Origin of the sequence: Mesorhizobium sp. M1066, from assembly GCF_040318635.1 — a bacterium.
Taxonomy (GTDB): domain Bacteria; phylum Pseudomonadota; class Alphaproteobacteria; order Rhizobiales; family Rhizobiaceae; genus Mesorhizobium.
The window spans coordinates 26,574-46,454 of sequence record NZ_JAMYMR010000042.1 but is presented as its reverse complement, the minus strand read 5'-3'; the positions used below and the strand labels follow the sequence as shown (position 1 = coordinate 46,454).

Annotated in this window: 22 protein-coding genes; 13 read left to right on the top strand and 9 right to left on the bottom strand. The window is 63.9% G+C overall.

From position 1 onward, the window contains the following. Nucleotides 1-152: 152 nt before the first annotated feature. A complete protein-coding gene (locus tag NKH52_RS30485; protein WP_031213674.1) occupies nucleotides 153-521 on the bottom strand; it encodes a YciI family protein in 369 nt (122 codons plus the stop codon). A 260-nt stretch (nucleotides 522-781) separates the two neighbouring features. On the opposite strand from NKH52_RS30485, the gene NKH52_RS30480 reads away from it, so the two are divergent. The 3 genes from NKH52_RS30480 (at nucleotide 782) to NKH52_RS30470 (ending at nucleotide 4,466) form a co-directional block, all read left to right on the top strand. Next, nucleotides 782-1,741, top strand: a complete 960-nt coding sequence (locus NKH52_RS30480) for a TAXI family TRAP transporter solute-binding subunit (RefSeq protein ID WP_127297569.1) — start codon at nucleotides 782-784, stop codon at nucleotides 1,739-1,741. Between the two features lie 227 nt (nucleotides 1,742-1,968). Further along, entirely contained in the window at nucleotides 1,969-4,086 is a 2,118-nt protein-coding gene (locus NKH52_RS30475) for a TRAP transporter permease (RefSeq protein ID WP_352735924.1), read from the top strand. Further along, complete coding sequence (locus NKH52_RS30470; RefSeq protein ID WP_352735923.1) at nucleotides 4,083-4,466, top strand: DUF1850 domain-containing protein; 384 nt, start codon at nucleotides 4,083-4,085, stop codon at nucleotides 4,464-4,466. The genes NKH52_RS30475 and NKH52_RS30470 overlap by 4 nt, the downstream gene beginning before the upstream one ends. Before the next feature lie 152 nt (nucleotides 4,467-4,618). On the opposite strand, the gene NKH52_RS30465 is transcribed toward NKH52_RS30470, so the two are convergent. Together NKH52_RS30465 and NKH52_RS30460 are read right to left on the bottom strand one after the other, a co-directional pair. Beyond that, entirely contained in the window at nucleotides 4,619-5,080 is a 462-nt protein-coding gene (locus tag NKH52_RS30465; protein ID WP_502908147.1) for a thiol-disulfide oxidoreductase DCC family protein, read from the bottom strand. A 179-nt stretch (nucleotides 5,081-5,259) separates the two neighbouring features. After that, entirely contained in the window at nucleotides 5,260-5,400 is a 141-nt protein-coding gene (locus tag NKH52_RS30460) for a hypothetical protein (protein WP_023813501.1), read from the bottom strand. A gap of 376 nt (nucleotides 5,401-5,776) precedes the next feature. Between NKH52_RS30460 and ku the strand changes: the two genes are divergently transcribed. Then, on the top strand, nucleotides 5,777-6,646 hold the full coding sequence (ku, locus tag NKH52_RS30455) for a non-homologous end joining protein Ku (RefSeq protein WP_352735925.1): 870 nt from the start codon (nucleotides 5,777-5,779) through the stop codon (nucleotides 6,644-6,646). A gap of 12 nt (nucleotides 6,647-6,658) precedes the next feature. After that, complete coding sequence (ligD, locus tag NKH52_RS30450) at nucleotides 6,659-9,172, top strand: DNA ligase D (protein WP_352735921.1); 2,514 nt, start codon at nucleotides 6,659-6,661, stop codon at nucleotides 9,170-9,172. Between the two features lie 33 nt (nucleotides 9,173-9,205). On the opposite strand, the gene NKH52_RS30445 is transcribed toward ligD, so the two are convergent. Beyond that, nucleotides 9,206-9,880, bottom strand: coding sequence for an ArsR/SmtB family transcription factor (locus NKH52_RS30445; protein WP_352735920.1), 675 nt, complete (start codon nucleotides 9,878-9,880; stop codon nucleotides 9,206-9,208). Between the two features lie 68 nt (nucleotides 9,881-9,948). On the opposite strand from NKH52_RS30445, the gene NKH52_RS30440 reads away from it, so the two are divergent. The 3 genes from NKH52_RS30440 (at nucleotide 9,949) to NKH52_RS30430 (ending at nucleotide 10,902) form a co-directional block, all read left to right on the top strand. Next, on the top strand, nucleotides 9,949-10,164 hold the full coding sequence (locus NKH52_RS30440; protein WP_352735919.1) for a DUF1127 domain-containing protein: 216 nt from the start codon (nucleotides 9,949-9,951) through the stop codon (nucleotides 10,162-10,164). A 64-nt stretch (nucleotides 10,165-10,228) separates the two neighbouring features. Further along, a complete protein-coding gene (locus NKH52_RS30435; protein WP_352735918.1) occupies nucleotides 10,229-10,561 on the top strand; it encodes an NIPSNAP family protein in 333 nt (110 codons plus the stop codon). Next, on the top strand, nucleotides 10,558-10,902 hold the full coding sequence (locus NKH52_RS30430; protein WP_352735917.1) for an antibiotic biosynthesis monooxygenase family protein: 345 nt from the start codon (nucleotides 10,558-10,560) through the stop codon (nucleotides 10,900-10,902). The genes NKH52_RS30435 and NKH52_RS30430 overlap by 4 nt, the downstream gene beginning before the upstream one ends. A gap of 140 nt (nucleotides 10,903-11,042) precedes the next feature. On the opposite strand, the gene mbfA is transcribed toward NKH52_RS30430, so the two are convergent. After that, nucleotides 11,043-12,026 (bottom strand): iron exporter MbfA, encoded by a 984-nt coding sequence (mbfA, locus tag NKH52_RS30425; protein WP_127297559.1) that lies wholly within the window; start codon nucleotides 12,024-12,026, stop codon nucleotides 11,043-11,045. Nucleotides 12,027-12,201: 175 nt separating this feature from the next. On the opposite strand from mbfA, the gene NKH52_RS30420 reads away from it, so the two are divergent. The 3 genes from NKH52_RS30420 (at nucleotide 12,202) to NKH52_RS30410 (ending at nucleotide 14,472) form a co-directional block, all read left to right on the top strand. Beyond that, nucleotides 12,202-12,525, top strand: a complete 324-nt coding sequence (locus tag NKH52_RS30420; RefSeq protein WP_024502197.1) for a hypothetical protein — start codon at nucleotides 12,202-12,204, stop codon at nucleotides 12,523-12,525. A 318-nt stretch (nucleotides 12,526-12,843) separates the two neighbouring features. After that, nucleotides 12,844-13,821, top strand: a complete 978-nt coding sequence (locus NKH52_RS30415; RefSeq protein WP_352735916.1) for a threonine/serine dehydratase family protein — start codon at nucleotides 12,844-12,846, stop codon at nucleotides 13,819-13,821. Between the two features lie 51 nt (nucleotides 13,822-13,872). Next, nucleotides 13,873-14,472, top strand: coding sequence for a DNA-3-methyladenine glycosylase (locus NKH52_RS30410; protein ID WP_352735915.1), 600 nt, complete (start codon nucleotides 13,873-13,875; stop codon nucleotides 14,470-14,472). A gap of 26 nt (nucleotides 14,473-14,498) precedes the next feature. On the opposite strand, the gene NKH52_RS30405 is transcribed toward NKH52_RS30410, so the two are convergent. The 4 genes from NKH52_RS30405 to NKH52_RS30390 are packed head-to-tail and all read right to left on the bottom strand — an operon-like array spanning nucleotide 14,499 to nucleotide 18,197. Next, nucleotides 14,499-15,635, bottom strand: a complete 1,137-nt coding sequence (locus tag NKH52_RS30405) for an ABC transporter permease (protein WP_352735914.1) — start codon at nucleotides 15,633-15,635, stop codon at nucleotides 14,499-14,501. Continuing rightward, entirely contained in the window at nucleotides 15,632-16,552 is a 921-nt protein-coding gene (locus NKH52_RS30400; protein WP_352735913.1) for an ABC transporter ATP-binding protein, read from the bottom strand. The genes NKH52_RS30405 and NKH52_RS30400 overlap by 4 nt, the downstream gene beginning before the upstream one ends. Further along, the gene (locus NKH52_RS30395) at nucleotides 16,549-17,502 is read right to left on the bottom strand and encodes an HlyD family secretion protein (RefSeq protein ID WP_352735912.1); all 954 of its coding nucleotides are present in this window, start codon (nucleotides 17,500-17,502) and stop codon (nucleotides 16,549-16,551) included. Before NKH52_RS30395 ends, NKH52_RS30400 begins: the two co-directional genes overlap by 4 nt. Then, a complete protein-coding gene (locus tag NKH52_RS30390) occupies nucleotides 17,499-18,197 on the bottom strand; it encodes a CerR family C-terminal domain-containing protein (RefSeq protein ID WP_352735911.1) in 699 nt (232 codons plus the stop codon). Before NKH52_RS30390 ends, NKH52_RS30395 begins: the two co-directional genes overlap by 4 nt. A gap of 89 nt (nucleotides 18,198-18,286) precedes the next feature. Here NKH52_RS30390 and NKH52_RS30385 point away from each other — a divergent pair, with 89 nt between their 5' ends. Beyond that, nucleotides 18,287-18,760, top strand: a complete 474-nt coding sequence (locus NKH52_RS30385; protein WP_352735910.1) for a CYTH domain-containing protein — start codon at nucleotides 18,287-18,289, stop codon at nucleotides 18,758-18,760. Continuing rightward, nucleotides 18,757-19,695: a CHAD domain-containing protein gene (locus NKH52_RS30380; protein ID WP_352735908.1), complete on the top strand. Its 939-nt coding sequence runs from the start codon at nucleotides 18,757-18,759 to the stop codon at nucleotides 19,693-19,695. Before NKH52_RS30385 ends, NKH52_RS30380 begins: the two co-directional genes overlap by 4 nt. The last annotated feature ends 186 nt before the right edge of the window (nucleotides 19,696-19,881 follow it).

Here is a 19,881-nt window from a genome sequence, read left to right as displayed (position 1 = left end):
TGGGGGGGGTCAATGGTCTTCGCGCGGCGGGGCGTGGGGGGCGCCTGGGGGGGGTGGGGGGCCGTGTTCTTGGTCGCCTTGGTGCGTTTTGGGTGGCGGGGGGGGGGCTGGGGGGGCCCCCCGGGCGATGTCCGGGCGACTGTCCATCACCGTCATTTCTTGGGCATGTAGTCGGCCATTTCCCAGATCGGCCGCAATTCGACCGTGCCGGTGCTGGCTGCCGGACAGCGTGCCGCCCATTCGATGGCTGTATCGATGTCAGCCGCCTCGATCATGTAGAAGCCGGCAAGCTGCTCCTTGGTGTCGGCATAGGGGCCGTCGATCACGTTGGTCTTGCCGTCAGCGATCCGCACCGAGGTGGTGGCCTGGGTCGGGCGCAGCCTTTCGCCAGCCAGCCACGCACCGGATTTCTTCAACGCTTCGGTATAGGCGCCATAGGCCGCGCTCATCTGCTGGGCCTTCTCGATCGGCGTGTTCGCCAATGCGGCTTCGTCGCTATTGATCAAAATCATGTATCGCATGGTCTTCTCCCGTTTTGCGAAGGCCGCGTCCTTGCGAGGCCGGACGTATGTCGCGCGGCAGTGGCCGATTTCGACAGGCTGCTCAAAAAACTTTCGGCCCCGATGGCTTTTTGTGCAAGCGGCCATCTGTTTCCTGATCCCTCAACCGTTCGTCTAACGAGCGCAATTGCGGGTTGGCATTTGCGGCTCGCTGTCTAAACTCGCCCCGGTTCGCATCTAGGAGGCGGTGCGGTCGTCGATATTTTCAGGGAGGAGATCCGATGTTCAATTTCAAAACGAAATTCGTTGCAGCCGGCGCCGTGGCGCTCTCGCTTGGCCTGGGCACCATCTCAGCCAGGGCGCAGGAATTCATCAATGTGCTGACCGGCGGCACATCCGGCGTCTATTATCCGCTCGGCGTGGCGCTGTCGGAAATCTACGGCAAGGGCATCGAAGGCGCACGCACCCAGGTGCAGGCGACAAAGGCTTCGGTCGAAAACCTCAATCTGTTGCAGCAGGGCAAGGGCGAGATTGCGTTTGCGCTGGGCGATTCCGTCAAGCTGGCCGCCGAAGGCAATGCCGAGGCCGGTTTCCCCGGCAAGCTCGATAAATTGCGCGGCATCGCCGCCATCTATCCCAATTATATCCAGATCGTCGCCAGCCAGGAGTCCGGCATCAAGACGCTGGCCGACCTCAAGGGCAAGAGCCTGTCGGTCGGCGCGCCTGCCTCCGGCACCGAGCTCAACGCCCGCGCCATCTTCGCCGCCGCCGGGCTGAAATATGAGGATCTCGGCCGGGTCGAATACCTGCCCTTCGCCGAATCGGTCGAACTGATCAAAAACCGGCAGCTCGACGCCACGCTGCAATCGGCCGGGCTCGGCGTCGCCTCTATCCGCGACCTCGCCACCTCGGTGCCGATCAATGTCGTGGCGGTGCCAGCAGAGGATGTTGCGAAGATCGGCTCGCCCTATCTTTCGGTGGTCATTCCCAAGGGTACCTATGAGGGCCAGAGCGAGGATGTCGCCACCGCCGCCGTCGGCAATTTCCTCATCACCCGCGCCGATGTCTCCGACGAGACCGCCTACCAGTTGACCAAGCTGATATTCGACCATCTCGACCAGCTTGCCGCGGCGCATGCCGCTGCCAAGGCGATCGACCCGGCCAAGGCGCTCGACGGCATGCCGGTGCCGCTGCACCCCGGTGCCGAGCGTTATTACAAGGAGAAGGGGCTGTTGAAGTAAGACGCGTGGCAACCTGACATGTCTTCGCCAGGCGCCCCCCTCTGTCCTGCCGGACATCTCCCCCTCAAGGGGGGAGATTGGACGTCACCACACCCTTCGCCAATCGCTAACGTTGCAGGACGTGCGCAGACACCAAGGCTGCTGATCTCCTCCCTTGAGGGGGAGATGCCCGGCAGGGCAGAGGGGGGCGCCACGCACTACACTTCGCTCCTTTTGGAGACCGTCGGATGAGCGAAGCAACGTCTGGAACAATACCCGACGGCAAATCCGCCACCTTCCATCTTCCTGTCGTCGAAGAGCAGGTCGAAGGCCTGCCGCCAGGCTTCGGCGACGGCATCGCCGGCAAGGCCGCTTTTCTCATCGCTGTCGCCTTTTCCGTGTTCCAGATCTATGTCGCCGCCTATGGCAGCATTCCGAGCCAGGTGGTGCGGGCCATGCATGTCGGCTTCCTGCTGCTGCTCGGCTTCGGCCTGATCGCCAATCTGCGCGCCAAAAGCATGCCGGCCAAAGCCGCGTTCTGGACGCTCGGCGTGCTCGGTTTCGGCACCGGCCTCTACAATTGGGTGTTCTACACCGACCTCATCCGGCGCTCCGGCTTCCTGACCACGCCGGACCTGATCGTCGGCGCTGTGCTGGTGGTGCTGGTCTTCGAGGCGGCGCGGCGGCTGATGGGCCTGCCGCTGGCGGTCATCGCCTTCATCTTTCTCGCTTACTGCTTTTTCGGCAACCATCTGCCGCCGCCGCTCATCCATCGCGGCTATGATTTCGCCCAGCTGGTCGACACCTTCGCCTACGGCACCGAAGGCATCTACGGCACGCCGATCTATGTCTCGGCCGCCTACATCTTCATCTTCGTCGTCTTTGCCGCCTTCCTCGAACGTGCCGGCATGATCGCGCTGTTCAACGATTTCGCGCTGGGCCTTGTCGGCACATGGCGCGGCGGCCCGGCGCAGGTCTGCGTGCTGTCGTCGGCGCTGATGGGCACCATTTCCGGCTCGGGCGTCGCCAATGTGGTGGCCAGCGGCCAGTTCACCATCCCGCTGATGAAGCGCTTCGGCTTCCGCTCGGCCTTTGCCGGCGCCGTCGAGGCGACCTCCTCGATGGGCGGCCAGATCATGCCGCCGGTGATGGGCGCGGTCGCCTTCATCATGGCTGAGACGCTGAACGTGCCTTATGCCGAAGTGGTCAAGGCGGCGATCATCCCGGCGCTGCTCTATTTCGGCGCCTGCTTCTGGCAGGTGCATCTGGAAGCCGGCAAGGCCGGCCTGCACGGCATGGCCAAGGCCGAGCTGCCCAACCCATGGGACGCGGTGCGGCAACACTGGCCGCTGGTGCTGCCGCTGGCAGCGCTGATCTATCTGCTGTTTGCCGGCTATACGCCGATCTTCGCCGGCACGATGGGCCTGGCGCTGACCATCGTGCTCATCCTCGGCACACCGCTGGCGGCGGCGATCGGACCGCTCGCCTTCCGCATCGTCTTTTGGATCGCCCTCGGGCTTGCCGCCGCTTCGTTCATGAAGTTCGGCGTCAACCTCCTCGGCCTGGTGATCGCCGCACTGATCGTTGCCTGCTTCACGTTCAAGGGCGGCCGCGCGACGTTGCAAATCTGCGTCGACTCGCTTGCCGAAGGCGCCAAGAACGCGCTGCCGGTCGGCATTGCCTGCGCCATCGTCGGCATCGTCATCGGCACGCTGACGCTGACCGGCATCGCCTCGACCTTCATCGGCTGGATCATCTCGATCGGCCAGGACAATCTGTTCCTGTCGCTGGTGTTGACCATGGTCACCTGCCTGGTGCTCGGCATGGGCATCCCGACCATCCCCAACTACATCATCACCTCGTCGCTGGCCGGGCCGGCGCTGCTGGAACTCGGCGTGCCGCTGCTGGTCAGCCACATGTTCGTGTTCTATTTCGGCATCATGGCCGATTTGACGCCGCCCGTGGCGCTGGCCGCGTTTGCCGCCGCACCGATGGCTAGGGAAAGCGGCCTCAAGATCGGCATCCAGGCGACCAAGCTGGCTATTGCCGGCTTCGTCGTGCCGTTCATGGCGGTCTATACGCCGGCGCTGATGCTGCAGGACGCCGGGCCAATCGCCGCCCAGTTCGGCTATCCCGTCGAGGTCGCATACATCGTCGCCAAGGCGTGCATGGGCATCGTGTTGTGGGGTGCCGCCGCCGTCGGCTTTCTCGCCCGCCGCATGGCGTTGTGGGAACGGCTCATCGCCTTCGCGGCCGGCGTGCTTCTGGTCGCCGCGGTGCCGCTCACCGACGAGGCCGGCTGGGTGCTGGCGCTGGCCTGGATCGGCTGGCACTGTTTTCGCTCACGGCAGGCCGCTAAAGCATGAGCCTGTGCATCCTGGCCGCCGGCAAGACGGTGACGCTCTCCGTTGCCGCCTTCACCCTGTCCTGGACGCATTCGGTGGAACGGACGCGGTGGGAGGAAGACTGGAAGGTCACGCCTACCGGCCTGCAGTTGGTCGAAGCCCGGATCGAGGGCTCGGGCGCCGGCATGGAGCCACCGGAAGGCGCGCTGCTGAAGGAGGGTTGGTGGAGCTATGCGCCAGAGATCGACCCACAACGACGCGTTGTGCTCGCCGCTTCCGGCGCGACCGGCGACGGCTGGACACTGTGCACGGTTCAGGGCTGCAGGGAACTGGGCATAGCTGCAGGCGGACCGATCGTGCTGGAGCCGTGCGGGCCGGATGGCACGACCCAACCACGATAATGCGTGATCGGCCTTCAGAGCAGATGAGAAATCTCGCCGGGAACGCGGAAGCGGCTTCCTCGGCGGCTTCGAACGAATGGACGATGCGGGCGCCAGAAGCGTCAACGTCGACGATGAGGCGCTTCAAGCGCTGCTCCCCATAGCCACGTTTTCTAGCCAAGGAACCGTTCCCGCAGCTCGGGTGCGGGGATCTCGCAGCTGTCCTTCTTGCCGAACAGGGCGTAGCGGTTCTTGGCGATGCGATCGTAGAGCCAACCACGCAACGGGCGCGGCAGCAGCAACAGCGCCTTTGCCGCCCGCCAGGGCCAGCCGAGTTCCGCCATGACGGCGACGAAGCTGTCCAGCCGCGTGAAGGCGACGCCGTCGATCAGGACGAGGTTGGTTTCGTAAGAGTCCGTGCGCAGTCCATGCTTCCGGAACAGCGCCTCGCCGAAGGGCGACTGCGCCGTGGCGAAGCGGAAACGGCCTTGGCGGTCCAGCCTGACCACCATGCGCACGAAGCCGGAGCAGAGCACGCAGACGCCATCGAAAACGATCAATGGATAGCGTGCGTCGAGAGTTGTTCCTGAGGGATGATTTGACTGGGGTCGACTGGGTTGGGAATGGTCGGTCACGCTGGCCTCGGCTGCTCGTGTCCTACGACACTAAGCCGGCCAGCGTCGGTATCAAAGCCCCGGCGTTGGCGCACGGCGCCTGTCGGCGAGAGCGGGACGCTCGGCGCGATAGGTGGTGGCGCGGGTAGAGGCGGCGGGCCTGCAGATCCGGCTGTCGTGGCGATTTTCGAAAGCCATGATCAGTGCGCGCCCAGCGAGTTGCCGCGACGGGCGCAGGCCGGGCCGGGGCCGCGCATGTAATAGCGCTCGGGCCGATAGGTCGGCGCGATGAATTCGCGGATTGCGGCAGCATAGCCGATGAGGTGCGCGAGGAAGTTCATTACCCTGGTCCCTGTCCCGATTTTCGGATGTCCCTTCCGAATTGCGGTCATCATAGCGTCGAGGCGTGAATAGTCGGTGAACGTGATGTTAATATCTGGTCGAAAATGCCTTGCTTCGTGGCTGGATTGCGGCTGATTCGGGGTCTTTCGGTGCAGTTCGTCGGCATTCCGGCCAATGTGACTTTTGCATCACATATGTTTCGTTTGAATGTCGCCGGGGCGCGGTTCTGTTTCAACTTTTGCCGCGCCCGCGAAATTTCCGTGCTGGCGACTTGGCGCCGGGGAAAACGATCCTTTGCATCTGAGCGCCCGCGCGGCGGAACTGGAGCGCGGCCCGCCCGTTCTCACCTTCATCTGGTTCTGGAAGGAAGATATCATGGCGCCGCGTCCGGCCTGGAGAGGCTATCTGAAGCTTTCGCTGGTCACCTGTGCCGTCGAACTCACCAATGTCGTCACCCACACGGAGCGGGTCTCGTTCCGCATTCTCAATCGCAAGACCGGCAACACGGTGAAGCGCCTCTATGTCGATGCCGAAACCGGCAAGCCGCTGGAGGAGGATGACGAGATCAAGGGCTATGAACTCGACGATGGCGATTTCATCCATATCGAGGAAGATGAGATCGAGGCGGTGCAGATCGAATCCTCGCACACGATGGCGCTCGACGGTTTCGTCGACAAAGCTTCGATCCAGCAGATCTATCTCGATACGCCCTATTATGTCGCCCCGGCCGACAAGGTGTCGGAAGAAGCGTTCGCCGTCATCCGGGACGCGATGGCGGGCAAGAAGATGGCTGGGTTGGCGCGTATCGTGCTCTACCGACGCGAACGGCCGGTGGTTATCGAGCCGCTCGGCAAAGGCATGGTGCTGACGACGCTGCGCTACGACAACACGGTGCGCCAACCGGGCACCGTCTTCGGCGACATCGAGTCGGTGAAGACCGATCAGGAGATGACCGACCTCGCCGAGCTGATCATCGACAAGAAGAAGACCAAGTTCGATCCCTCGAAATTTGACGACAAATACGAGGACGCGCTGCTGGAACTGATCCGCGCCAAGAAGGCCGGCCACAAGGCGCCGAAGGCCAAGGCGGCGCCCAAGCCTTCCAATGTCGTCAATCTGTTCGACGCGCTGAAGAAGAGCCTGTCAGATTCCGGGTCATCGAAAAAGCCTTCGTCGGCGAAAACCAAGCCGGCGGCCAAACGCGCCAAGCCGAAAGGCAGCGCACCCAAACGCAAATCGGCCTGAGGAACCCAACGGATGGCCAGCCTCGAACAATATCATTCCAAGCGCGATTTCAAGAAGACCGCTGAACCGGCGGGCAAGGTCGCCCGGACCAAGAAGAGCGAGGCCGGCGGCATCTTCGTCATCCACAAGCATGCCGCGACGCGGCTGCATTACGACCTGCGGCTTGAGCATGACGGCGTGCTGTGGAGCTGGGCGGTGACGCGCGGCCCGAGCCTCGACCCGCATGAGAAGCGGCTCGCCGTCCATGTCGAGGACCACCCGATCGACTATGCGCCGTTCGAGGGCACCATTCCCAAGGGCGAATATGGCGGCGGTTCGGTCATCGTTTGGGACGAGGGCACCTGGACCCCCGAGATCGACCCGGCCAAGGCGATGAAGAAGGGCCATATCAGCTTTGAGCTTGAGGGCCACAAGCTGCATGGGGCATGGCATCTGGTGCGACTGAAGCCGCGTGCGGGTGAAAAACGCGACAATTGGCTGCTGATCAAGTCGGACGATGCCGCAGCGCGTCCTGGCGAGGATATTCTCAAGGAGGCGCCGGAATCGGTGAAGTCCGGCCTGACCATCGAGGAGGTCGGCGAGGGCAAGTCCGCAAAGGGTGAGAAGCCAAAGGTCTGGCATTCCAACAAGCCGGCCGCCGGCAAAGCGAAACCCGGCAAACGCCTCGACTTCATCGAGCCGCAGCTGGCCACGCTTGAGCGCGATGCACCGCCAGGCAAGGACTGGCTGCATGAGGTGAAGTTCGACGGCTATCGCATGCAGGCGCAGATAGCCGGCACCGATGTGCGGCTGCTGACCCGGACCGGCCTCGACTGGACGGAGAAATTCGGCAACGAGATCGCCGCGGAGCTGGCCGGGCTGAAATGCAGCGACGCCATCATCGATGGCGAGGTGGTCGTGCTCGCCGACAGCGGCGTTTCCTCCTTCGCGCTGCTGCAGCAGGACCTGTCGGCGAAGCGGACGCATCGGTTCATTTATTACGTGTTCGACCTGATGCGCCTCGACGGAAGGGATTTGCGCCGAGAGCCGCTGGTCGAGCGCAAGCAGGCCTTGCAGGAGCTGCTCGGCGAACAGTCCGACAATCCGGCAGTCCGCTTCAGCGACCATTTCTCCGAACCTGGCAAGATCATGCTGGAGCATGCCTGCCGTATGGGCCTGGAAGGCGTCGTCTCCAAGCGTGCCGATGCACCCTATCGCAGCGGCCGCGGCCCGACCTGGGTGAAGTCGAAATGCACGGCGCGGCAGGAATTCGTCATTGGCGGCTATCTGCCGTCGGACAAGACCGGCCGCGGACTGCGCTCGATCCTGGTCGGCTTCCACGAGGGCGGCAAGCTGCATTATGCCGGCCGCGTCGGCACTGGTTTCTCCGGCAAGGGCGCCAATGAGCTGAAGGCAAAACTCGATGCATTGACGGCAAAAACATCGCCTTTCGCAACCGCCGTGCCGAAGGGAAAGGGCCTGGTCTGGGTCAGGCCCGAGCTTGTCGGCGAAGTGGAGTTTCGCAGCTGGACCTCGGACCGTATAATACGCCACGCCTCGTTCCAGGGATTGCGGGAGGACAAGGCGGCGGAGGAAGTCGTGCAGGAAAAGCCCAAAGCGTCGACAGGCAAGCCATCGACAGGCAAGAGCACGGCCAAGCCGGCATCGGGTGGCAAAGCCGCCGGATCGATGACGACCACTGTAAAACTCTCGCATCCCGACAAGCTGCTGTGGCCGGACGAAAACATCTCCAAGCGGGGCCTGCTGGACCATTACGCGCAGGTTTGGCCGCGCATGGAACAGTTTGTCGTCAACCGGCCGCTCAGCTTGGTGCGGGCGCCGGACGGCGTCGGTGGCCAGCGTTTCTTCCAGAAACATGCCTCGGCCGGCATGAGCGACAAGATCGCCCGCATGAAGGACCCTACTGACGGCGAGGAGATCCTGTACATCCGGGATTTCGATGGTGTTGCCGCACTGGTCCAGTATGGCGTGGTCGAGATCCACATTTGGGGGTGCACGATCGATGAGATCGAAAAGCCCGACCAGATCATCTTCGATCTTGATCCCGATGAAGGTGTCGACGTGAAGGCGGTCCGCGAGGCGGCACTCGATATCAGGGGCAAGCTCGACGAGCTGTCGCTGCCGAACTTCGTCAAGACGTCGGGCGGCAAGGGCTTTCACGTCATGGTGCCGCTGAGACCAGCGGCGGATTGGGAGGAGGTCAAAACCTTCGCCCATGATTTCGCCAGGGCGCTGGAGCAGGGTGCCCCCGACCGCTACACGGCGACGCTGTCGAAAAAAGCGCGCACGGGAAAGATCTTCGTCGACTATCTGCGCAACGGCAGGGGCTCGACGACGGTCGCGCCCTATTCGTCGCGCGCCAAGAAGGGCGCCACCGTGTCGATGCCGGTGACCTGGGCCGAGATCGAGGCCGGGCTGGCGCCGAACGCTTTCCCGATCGGCGACAAGACGACGCTGAAGGAGTTGGCGAAAGCCGATCCGTGGAAGGAATTTTTCAAGCAGGGGAAGGTGTTGAAGCGGGGGTAGTTCTCCGGGCGCCCCCTCTGGCCTGCCAACACCTCAGCTCAAAAACACCCTCTCAAACGCCTGCTTGCCCGGCGGCGAGAAGATCACCGCGCGGCTGTCCTTCTCGCGGCGCGCCCATTTCTCGGCAAGGATCTTGTCGAGGATGGCGGCGCCCAGAGTGCCGGCGAGGTGTGAGCGCCGCACGCTCCAGTCGAGGCAAGCGCGGCACACCGGCCGCCGCGGCTTGGTGTAGACATCGATGCCTATCGCCGCGAAATGCGATGCCGCCGATGGCCCGAGCCTGATCTCTTGTTCGTCGCGGACCAGTACGTTCTTGGCGACGAGCCGATCGAGCATCGCCACCGCCTGCTCGCCGGCGAGGTGATCGTAGCAGACGCGCGCCACGCGCATGGGGCCATCGCGCGGACCCGGGCGCACACGCTTTGGACCGACGGCTTCCGCGACGCCTGTGATGGCTTCGATCATGCCCGCCACCTGCGGTCCGGCGAGGCCGTAATAGCGATGCCGGCCCTGGCTCGCCACCGTGAGCAGCCCACCTTCCATCAGTTTGCCCAGGTGCGAGCTGGCGGTCGGCAGCGAGACGCCGGCCTCGAGCGCCAGCTCGCTCGCCGTCAGCGCCGTGCCGCCCATCAGGGCATTCAGCATGTTTGCCCGTGCCGGGTCGCCGACCAGGCTGGCGATGCGGGCGATGTCTGGTCCTTCGCGCATGGTTCGTTCCTCATCGAAGCATCCTTGTCAGATAATCACTATTCTCAGGTGAGATCAAGGAGACGACGATGGCCGCACGAACCGCTTTCCCCGCAGCCCCACTTCCCAGCCGCCGATCGTTCCCGTTCGTCACCTGGCTTCGCTCGCGGCTGCTGGCCCGCTGGTATGACCGCCATCTGCAGCGTCTCGACCTTGCCGAGATCGATGATCACCTGCTGCACGACCTTGGCCTGACACGGCAGGACGTGCGCCGCGAATGCGCGAAATCCTTCTGGCAGCCCTAGCAGGCCGGGCGGCAGGACGTTTCGATGCCGCTCAAACTATCGACGCAACCCCAAGGAGACCACAATGACCATCACCTGCTTCATCCACTACGAGATCGACCCGTTCGGCAAGGCGGCCTTCGAGGAGTATGCGCGCAATTGGGGCCAGGCCATTCCACGCTGCGGCGCCGACCTGATCGGTTACTACGCGCCGCATGAGGGCTCGGCGACGACCGCCTATGCCGCCTACAACATCGAGAGCCTGGCCGCCTACGAAGCCTATCGCGCCCGGCTTGCCGCCGATCCCGCCGGCAAGGCAAACTACGAGTTCGCCAAGCGCGAGAGATTCATCCTGAAGGAGGACCGCATGTTCCTGAAACACGTCTCGGGCCCGCATGCGAAACTGGTGCTGCCGTGATTGCCGTCATCTTCGAGGTCGAGCCGGCGGCGGGCCGACGCCACGCGTATCTGAGCATCGCCGCCGATTTGCGTCCGCTGCTTGACGGCATCGACGGCTTTCTCTCCATCGAGCGTTTTCAAAGCCTGGCCGATCCGAACCGCATCCTGTCGCTGTCGATCTGGCGCGACGAGGAGGCGGTCAAGGCCTGGCGCAACACCGAAGAACACCGCCAAGCGCAGAAGGCCGGCCGTGGCGGTATCTTTGCCGGCTATCGTCTGCGCATTGCGCATGTGGTGAGAGATTATGGGCTGACGGAGAGGGACGAGGCGCCGGCCGACAGCCGGGCAGTGAATGGGTGACAGCCTCGCGCCAGCCCCTCATCCGGCCGCTGTGCGGCCACCTTCTCCCCTCGGGGGTCCGAAGGACGGGCGAGACACGTGGCTCGCCCCGGAATGGTCAGCCGAGCGAAGCGGAGCCTGGGTGAGGGGGCGCTTTGCGGTTACGCATTTCCGATCAGCACGCCGGCCGCGAACACCAGGGCGCCGCCCAGCACCACCTGGAAGGCGGCACGCAGGAAGGGCGTCTGCATGTAGCGGTTCTGGACAAAAGCGATCGCCCACAATTCGAAGAACACCACCACCGCGGCAACCCCGGTGGCCGTCCAGAAATGCGGAATGAGATAGGGGAGTGCGTGGCCGAGACCGCCCAGCGTCGTCATGACACCGACGGTCAGACCGCGCTTGATCGGCGAGCCGCGGCCCGACAGCTTGCCGTCATCTGAAGCGACTTCGGTGAAGCCCATCGAAATGCCGGCGCCGATCGAAGCGGCAAGCCCGACCAACAGCGTCTGCCAGGTGTCATGCGTGGCAAAGGCAGCGGCAAAGATCGGCGCCAGAGTGGACACCGATCCGTCCATCAGCCCGGCCAGCCCTGGTTGCACATAGGTTAGGATGAACTGGCGCTGCTCGGCGGCGGTCTCTTCATCCTTCACTTCGCCCGGTACATGTTTCTGCTCCAGCCGCTGCGCCAGGGTCTCATGGCCCAGTTCGGCCACCGCCAGATCGTCGAGCAGTTTTCGCGTCGAGGCATCTGCCGTGCGCTTGGCCGCCTCGACATAGAAAAGGTAGGCTTGCCGCTCCATCGCCTCGGCCTGGCTGCGCACGTGCTCGATGCCGAGCGGCCGGACCAGCCAGTCGGGCTTGCGCTCGTAATAACCCTTCACATGTTCGCGCCTGATCAGCGGTATGCGCTCGCCGAACCGCTTGCGAAAAAGCTCGATCAGCGCATCGCGATGGCCATCCTCTTCCCCGGCCATCTCCTCGAACACTTTTGCCGATTGCGGGAAGTTTTCCGTCAGGCCATCGGCATAGGCGCGGTAGATGCGTCCGTCATCCTCCTCGGACGAAATGGCCAGCGCCAGGATCTCCTGTTCGGAGAGCGATTCGAAGGGACGGCGGCCGAAGCCGAAAACACGGGAAAGCATGAGGAATTCACCCTAGTTTAGAATGGTTCTAAACTATGGTTTGGCGTGCCTAAGGTCAATTGCGCGCTTGGGTCGCGCTCAAGAATTGTTGAAGTCCCGCGCGCGAGGGCCTCCCTTCATTATCAGTGAATGTTCACCTATATGATTTGACCCAACCAAAACAAGGAACCGGCAGATGACGGCAAAACAGCCTCCGCACCCCTATGACCCAAAGCCCGTTCTCGATCTCATCGCCAGCATCGAGGCCGACCTGCAGCGCCTGAAAGGCCTAGTCGAGCAGCAGGTCGAGAAATTCGACCCCGCCAATCCGCACAACAAGGCGCCGGACGGCAAACTGACCGAGGAAGGCGTCGAGTGCTGCTACCGCATGTTCGACGAAGGCAAGTCGCGCTATTCGGTCGCCCAGCAGATGAAAATCTCATTTGCCGCCGCCAGCCACCGGTTCAACAACTGGCGAAAGCTGGGCGGGAGCAAGAGGCAGAGGACGCTGCTGGGTTAAGGGCGCTCAATTGCCGTCTCGGCGCCGCCCCTCATTGCCCTGCCGGGCATTTCTCCCCGTATAGTGACGGGGAGAAAGAAGCCGGCCGCGACACCGGCACCCTTCTTGCAACGCTGATGATTGGCGAAACCGCTGGCGACGGCGCCCCTCTCCCCGTCACTATACGGGGAGAGGATGCCGGCAGGCAGGCGAGGGGCAGCGCCACGCCGGTCATGACTAACCAAACTTTGTAACGGTTACATTTTTTCATTGGTGCGTCACATCTGTTTGCGGGCATCATGGAAAGACCCCTGTCCACTGGACCTTACAGGACCCGCCATGACCACCCCTCCCGGGATCGCCGACATCCACGCCGCCGCCGCACGTCTCTCCGGCCTGATCGTCGAAACCCCCTTGATCGAATCGCAGGAGCTGAACAAGCGCTTCGGCGGCCGCATCCTGTTCAAGCCGGAGACGCTGCAGCGCACCGGCTCGTTCAAATTCCGTGGCGCCTACAACAAGCTGTCGTCGCTGAGCGAGGAGGAACGCAGCCGAGGCGTCGTCGCCTTCTCGTCGGGCAATCATGCGCAGGGCGTCGCGGCGTCGGCGGCGATGTTCGGCGTCGAGGCGGTCATCGCCATGCCTTCGGACGCGCCGGCGATGAAGATCGCCAACGTCCGCAAGATGGGGGCGGAGGTGGTGCCGTTCGACCGCTTTCGCGACGACCGCATGACCGTGGTTCGCCCTTACATGGAAAGGGGCATGGTGCTGGTGCCGCCTTTCGACGACCCGGCCATCATTGCCGGCCAGGGCACTATCGGCCTCGAATTGATGCGCCAGGCAAAAGTGCTTGGCGTCGACCTCGATGCGGTGATCGTCCCCTGTGGAGGCGGCGGCTTGTCGAGTGGCATCTCCGTTGCTGTCAAGGATGCCTCGCCGAACACAGCGGTCTGGGCGGTAGAGCCCGAGCACTTTGACGACACCCGCCGCTCGCTCATCGAAGGCGCCAGGGTGTCGAACGAGCCGGGCCACGCCTCGATCTGCGACGCGATCCTGACCGCCGAACCCGGCCTGATCACCTTCGAGATCAACCGCAGGAACCTTGCCGGCGGCATCGCCGTCTCCGACAAGGCGACCGCACAGGCGATGCGCGACGCGATGGCCTACCTCAAGCTGGTGGTCGAACCCGGCGGCTGCGTGGCGCTGGCGGCACTGTCATCGGGCGAGATCGAACTGTCCGGCAAATGCATTGCCGTGGTGCTGTCCGGCGGCAATGTCGATTTCGGCACCTATGCCGGGATCATGGCGGCGGCTTAGAGCGGTGACAGGCGGGTCGAGCGGATACCCTGAAATCCGGCAGCGCTGAGCATGGCCATCCAACGCCCGCTCGCGCGCTCGGAACTGCCTGGTGATACGGCATCACTGGCCAGCCACCTCATCGGCAAGATCGTGGTGCGCGAACTGCCCGAAGGCATCGCCAGCGGCCGCATCGTCGAGACAGAGGCCTACGTTGTCGGCGATGCCGCAGGACACGGCTACCGGGGCCAGACGCCGCGCAATCGTTCGCTGTTTCTCGAGCCCGGGCACGCCTATGTCTATCTCGCCTACGGCATCTCCTACATGCTCAACGTTTCAAGCGAGATGGCGGGAACCGGAACCGGCGTGCTGATCAGGGCGCTGGAGCCGCTCGAAGGCATCGCGATCATGCGGCTCAATCGCGGCATCGAGCGTTTGCGCGACCTGGCACGGGGACCGGGAAGGCTCGCCCAGGCGTTGCGGATCGATCGTTCGCTCGACGGGCTCGATCTTTGCCGCGAAGGCCCGCTCTGGCTCGGACATGATGGTGGCGAACCCGGCGAAATCGGGAAGAGTGTCAGGATCGGCATCTCGAAGGATGCGGACTGCCTGCTGCGGTTCTATGTCAAAGGGAACCCGTTCGTCAGCGGTCCAGCTTCGCTCAACGGTTAAGCGATGGCCGCTGATTGGCCTTGACCCTAGTCCAGCGTTCGCCTGAACCGCACCAATGCCACACCGGCAAACAAGGCCACGAACACCACCAGCCAGCCGATCTCCGTTGCCACCGCCGGCAGTTCGGCGCCCTTCAGCATCACCGCGCGGGTGATGCGCAGGAAATGCGTCAGCGGGAAGATCTCGCCGAAGATTTGTGCCCAGTCCGGCATGCCGCGATAGGGGAACATGAAACCCGACAGCATGATCGACGGCAGGAAGAAGAAGAAGGTGAGCTGGAGCGCCTGCATCTGCGTGCGGGCGATGGTCGAAATCGTGTAGCCGAGCAGAACCAGCGCCAGCACGAAGATCAGCACGGCGGTCAACAGCAGCGACATCGATCCGGTGAAGGGGATTGCGAACAGCAGCTTCGCCGCCGCCAGCACCACCACCACCTGCACGCCGCCGACCGCCAGATAGGGCAGCACCTTGCCCATCATGATCTCGAGCGGGCTCGACGGCATCGCCAGAAGGTTTTCCATCGTGCCGCGTTCGGTCTCGCGGGTCAGCGCGATCGAGGTCATCATCACCATGGTCATCTGCAGGATGACGCCGAGCAGGCCGGGCACGATGTTGTATTGCGAGATGCCTTCGGGATTGTAGCGCCGGTGTACGACGACATCGAGCTGGCCCTTGGCGGCCTCGGCCGCGGCTTCCTGCGTCCCTTGCGCCCTCAGCAGCGCCTGGCTGGCGACGGTGCCGAGCGTCGAGATGGCGCCGCTGGCCACCGCCGGGTCGGTGGCGTCGGCCTCGATAAGTATCTGCGGGTTGTTGCCGCTCTCCACCCTCCTGGCGAAATCGGCGGGGATGGTGACGACGAAGGCGACGTCGCCGCGCGATATCAGGAACTCGGCCTCGGCGGCATTTTGCGCGACATGGTCGAAACGATAGTAGCCGGTGGTCTGCAGCGCCGCGACAATGGCCCGCGTGTAGGGATCGTTGCTCGTCGCCACGAGTGCCGCCGGCAGGCTTTTCGGGTCGTTGTTGATGGCGTAGCCGAAGAGCACCAACTGTATCAGCGGCACGCCCAGCATCATGGCGAAGGTGATGCGGTCGCGCCGCATCTGGATGAATTCCTTGATCAGCAGCGCGCCAAGCCGGGCGAAGGAAAAGACGCTGTTCATGCCATGTTGTCCTTCGACCCGGACATGAACTGGATGAAGACGTCCTCGAGGCTGGTTTCGCCGGGCGAAACTTTCACGCCCTTATGCTCTTTCTCGACGTCTGCGAGTGCGGCTTCGAGCTTCTTCCTGTCGGAGCCGACGACATGCAGCGTCGCGCCGAAAGGCGCCACCTGGTCGACGCCGGGGCGGCCCTGAAGCGCTTCGGCGACCTGATCGAGCCGTGGTCCCTGCAGCACAAACGTGGTCAGCCCGGCATTTTTCACCACTTCGGCGACGGTGCCGGTGGCCAGCATCTTGCCATAGGAAATGTAGCTGATGCGATGGCAGCGCTCGGCCTCGTCCATGTAGTGGGTGGAGACCAGCACGGTCAGCCCGCCGCTGGCCAGGCGATGGATCTCGTCCCAGAACTCGCGCCGCGCCTTCGGGTCGACGCCGGCCGTAGGCTCGTCAAGCAGCAGCAATTTCGGCTTGTGCATGATGCAGGCGGCCAGCGCCAGCCGCTGCTTCCAGCCGCCCGACAAGGTGCCGGCCAGCTGGTTGCGGCGCGACGCCAGGCCGAGGTCCTCCAACGTGCGCGCCACATGCTCCTCGACCGGCTTCAACCGGTAGAGCCGCGCCACGAATTCGAGATTCTCGCCGATCGTCAAATCCTCGTAGAACGAGAATTTCTGCGTCATGTAGCCGACTTCACGCTTGATGCGCAGGCTGTCGGTGCGGATGTTGAAGCCGAGCACCGTGCCTTCGCCTTCGTCCGGCGTCAGCAGGCCGCACATGATGCGGATGGTGGTGGTCTTGCCCGAACCGTTGGGCCCGAGAAAGCCGACGATCTCGCCCTCGGCGACCGACATCGTCACATGGTCGACGACGGTCTTGTCGCCAAAACGCTTGACCAGGCCATGGACGTCGATGGCGTTCATTTTGCACTGTCCGCGAGATCAACATCGACGATCTGGCCCGGCTGCAGCGGGCCGGCATCGCCCTCTGGCCGTGCCTCTACGAGGTAGACCAGCTTCTGCCGGTTCTCGAGCGAATAAATCACCGGCGGCGTGAATTCCGGATCGGGCGAAACGTAGCTGACGCGCGCCTTCACATCCGGGCCGCAGCCGTCGCAATGGACGCCGAGCAAGGTGCCTACCTTGACCGAGGAGAAGGCGGCTTCGGGTATATAGACGCTGAGCTTCACCGCACCGTCGGGCAGGATCGAGATGACAGGCGCGGTCGGACCTGATGTATCGCCCGGATTGCGGATGACATCGTTGACGCGGCCCGGCGAAGGCGCTGCCAGCACCCGCTTCGACAGTCGCCATTGCGCCTGCTCCAAGGCCGCCTGCGCCTGCTTGACCTGGTTGTCGGCGGCCTTGATCGTTTCGGGGCGCGCCGGCAGGCCGCCGACGGCGAGATTGGCATTGGCCTGGCCGACCTGGGCAATGGCCGTTTCGAGCGTGGCCGACGCGGTGTCGAAATCGGCCTGCGTGCCGGCGCCGCGCTTGAACAGATCGGCGGCGCGGTCGTATTTGCGCTTGGCGTCGGCGGCCTGGGCGCTGGCCATGTCGACCTCAGCCTTCAGCACGGCGATCTCTTCAGGCCGCTTGCCGATCTGCAGGTCGGCCAATTGCGCCTGCGCCTGGGCAAGGCCGGCCTGCGCCTGCGCAACCGCGATCTTTGCGTCGGCACTTTCCAGCGTCACCACGGTCGTGCCGGGCACCACGCGGTCGCCGCGCTTCACGGTGACGGTCTCGACCTGCGCCACCTCTATCGGTGCCAAAAGCACGTAGTCGCCTTCGACATAGCCGACGGCCAGCGGGGCTGCCGGGGCACAGGCGCTGAAAAGCTGCGCGGCGAGCGGCAGCGAACACAGAAAGCTCATGGTCTTTGCCCCTTTGTCTTTGCACCTTTTCTGGCGGCCAATATGGCCTTGAGATTGCCCGAAGTGACCGCCACCACCTTGGCGGCCTCCGCGGCGCCGATATCGGTCCAGCCCATGCGGCGCATCACCGCCTCGCGGCCGATGCGGAAATAGATGACCTGGCCGATCAGCGTGAACACGGTGAGCCTTGTGGCCTCGCTTTCGGCGGGCTCGCCGGTTGCCTGTTCCCAGAGTTGGCACAGCCGGCGATGGCTCGGCTCGAAGACACCGTCATAGATACGATCGAGGGCTGCCGTCGGATGGGAAAGTTCGCGCAGGATGAACTGCACGATCTCGCCGGCCTGCGGACTGGCCACGACAAAGCCGACCATTCGCTCCAGCGCCGCGAAGAGCTGCGCCTGCGCTGCCTCGGGACCGACCGGCGCGGTCGCCTGCGCGTTGCCGAGCGCCGGGCCGGCGACCGTCTGGATGGTCTCGACAATAAAGTCGGCGGCGGCCGTGCGAAGGCCCTCCTTGCCACCGAAATGATAGGCGATCGAGCCGATATTGGCTCGCGCCTCGGCGGCGATCTCGCGCGTCGAGGTGCCGTCGAAACCCTGACGCCCGAACAGTTTCAGCGCCGCCTGGACGAGGGCCGCGCGCGTCATCTCGGCGGGCTCGCGGCGAAGAATTTTAGGCTCAGGTAGTTTGATCATGAGCAGAGTTTAATCAATCGATTGATTAAGTCAACTTCTGTTCGTCATTGTCTTGCCATCGACGGCGGCAAACGCTTTAGTGCGCGGCCATGGGCAAGGAAGTCGAACGAAAATTCCTGGTCACCAGCACCGCATGGCGGGAGTTGGCCGAGGCCAATATCCGCATTCTTCAGTTCTATCTCGCTGCCGGCCCCGAGCGCACGGTGCGCATTCGCATCAGCGATGGCACTTCCGCCAGGCTGACGCTCAAATTCGGCAGCAAGGCGCGCGAACGCGACGAATTCGAATATTCGATCCCGCTGTCGGAGGCGGTGGAGATGCTGGACTTCGCCATCGGACGTGTCATCGAGAAGACACGTCACCATGTTAGGCACCGTGGCTATCTCTACGAAATCGATGTCTTTGGCGGTCCGCTTGCGGGACTTGTGATCGCCGAACTTGAGACGCCGGAGGACGTGCCGGACGAAATGCTGCCTGACTGGCTCGGCCGCGAAGTCACCGGCGAGTCAAAATTCTATAACGCGTCGCTCGCCCTTGGGGGGATACCGGAGATCGCCGCATGAGCTTTCGTATCGATCCGCGCCTGCCGCTTACCGGCGAGGTCGGGCGTATCCTTGCCGAGGAAATCGGCAAGGCGCTGCATCACCTTGACGCCGCACGGAGCCGGCCGGAACAGGCGCTGCACAAATGCCGCAAGCGGTTGAAGAGCGCTCGTGCCTTGCTGCGCTTGGTTCATTCCGGTGACGAAACATTCTGTGAGACCGAGAACCAATGCTACCGCAACGTGGCCGGCCTGCTTGCCGGTCCGCGCGAGGCGACAGCGCTGATCGAGACCATCGACCGGCTGGCGGCAAGCTTTCCCAAGGAGGGCGCCGAAGACGGGCTGGGTGCGGTTCGCGACAGGCTGATCGCGCGCCAGCAGGAATTGCATGAAGGCGCCGGGCTCGAAGCGGCGATCGGCGCAGCGACCGCCGCTTGCGAGGATGGCCTCAAACGCATCGAAGCGCTGGCCTTGCCCGACCAGCCGGAACAGGCGGCCGACGTGCTTGCCGAAGGTGCCCGCGTCACGCTGCGCCGTGCCAGGAAGGCGCTCGACAAGGCCGGATCGCGGGGCGCGGCCGATGATTTCCACGATTTGCGCAAGGCGGCCAAGACCCACGGCATGCATCTGTCGCTGCTCGGCAGGCTGTGGCCGACACCGATCAAGGCCCGGCGCAAGGCGGTCGACGAACTGGCCGAGCGGCTGGGCGACCTGCACGATGTGCTGGTGATGCGCGCGCTGCTCGAGGCCGACGACCAGCCGCTCGGGCCGCCCGAGGACACGAAACTTCTGGGCAAGCTGTTGAAACGGTCGGAGAAGCAGCTGAAGAAGAGCTGCCTTGCCGAGGCGGCCGAACTGTTCGGCGACAGTCCCAAACGCTCGACACGCAAACTGGCCCGCAAGGCGCGCGACGATCTGGCTGCGCCGCCGGAAGAGGCCGCGGCGACGGCAAGTTGACTTGGCGCCTTTCCTCTCCCTCCGGAGGGGGAAGAGGTGGCGCTGCAAAGCAGCGACGGAGGGGGGGAAGCCATTCGTCAAACGCGCCGCCGCCTGCAATACAGGCACAAACCCCGCGCGCAAGGGCGACCCCCACTCCGTCGAGCTTCGCTCGACACCTCTCCCCCGATCGACGGGGGAGAGGAA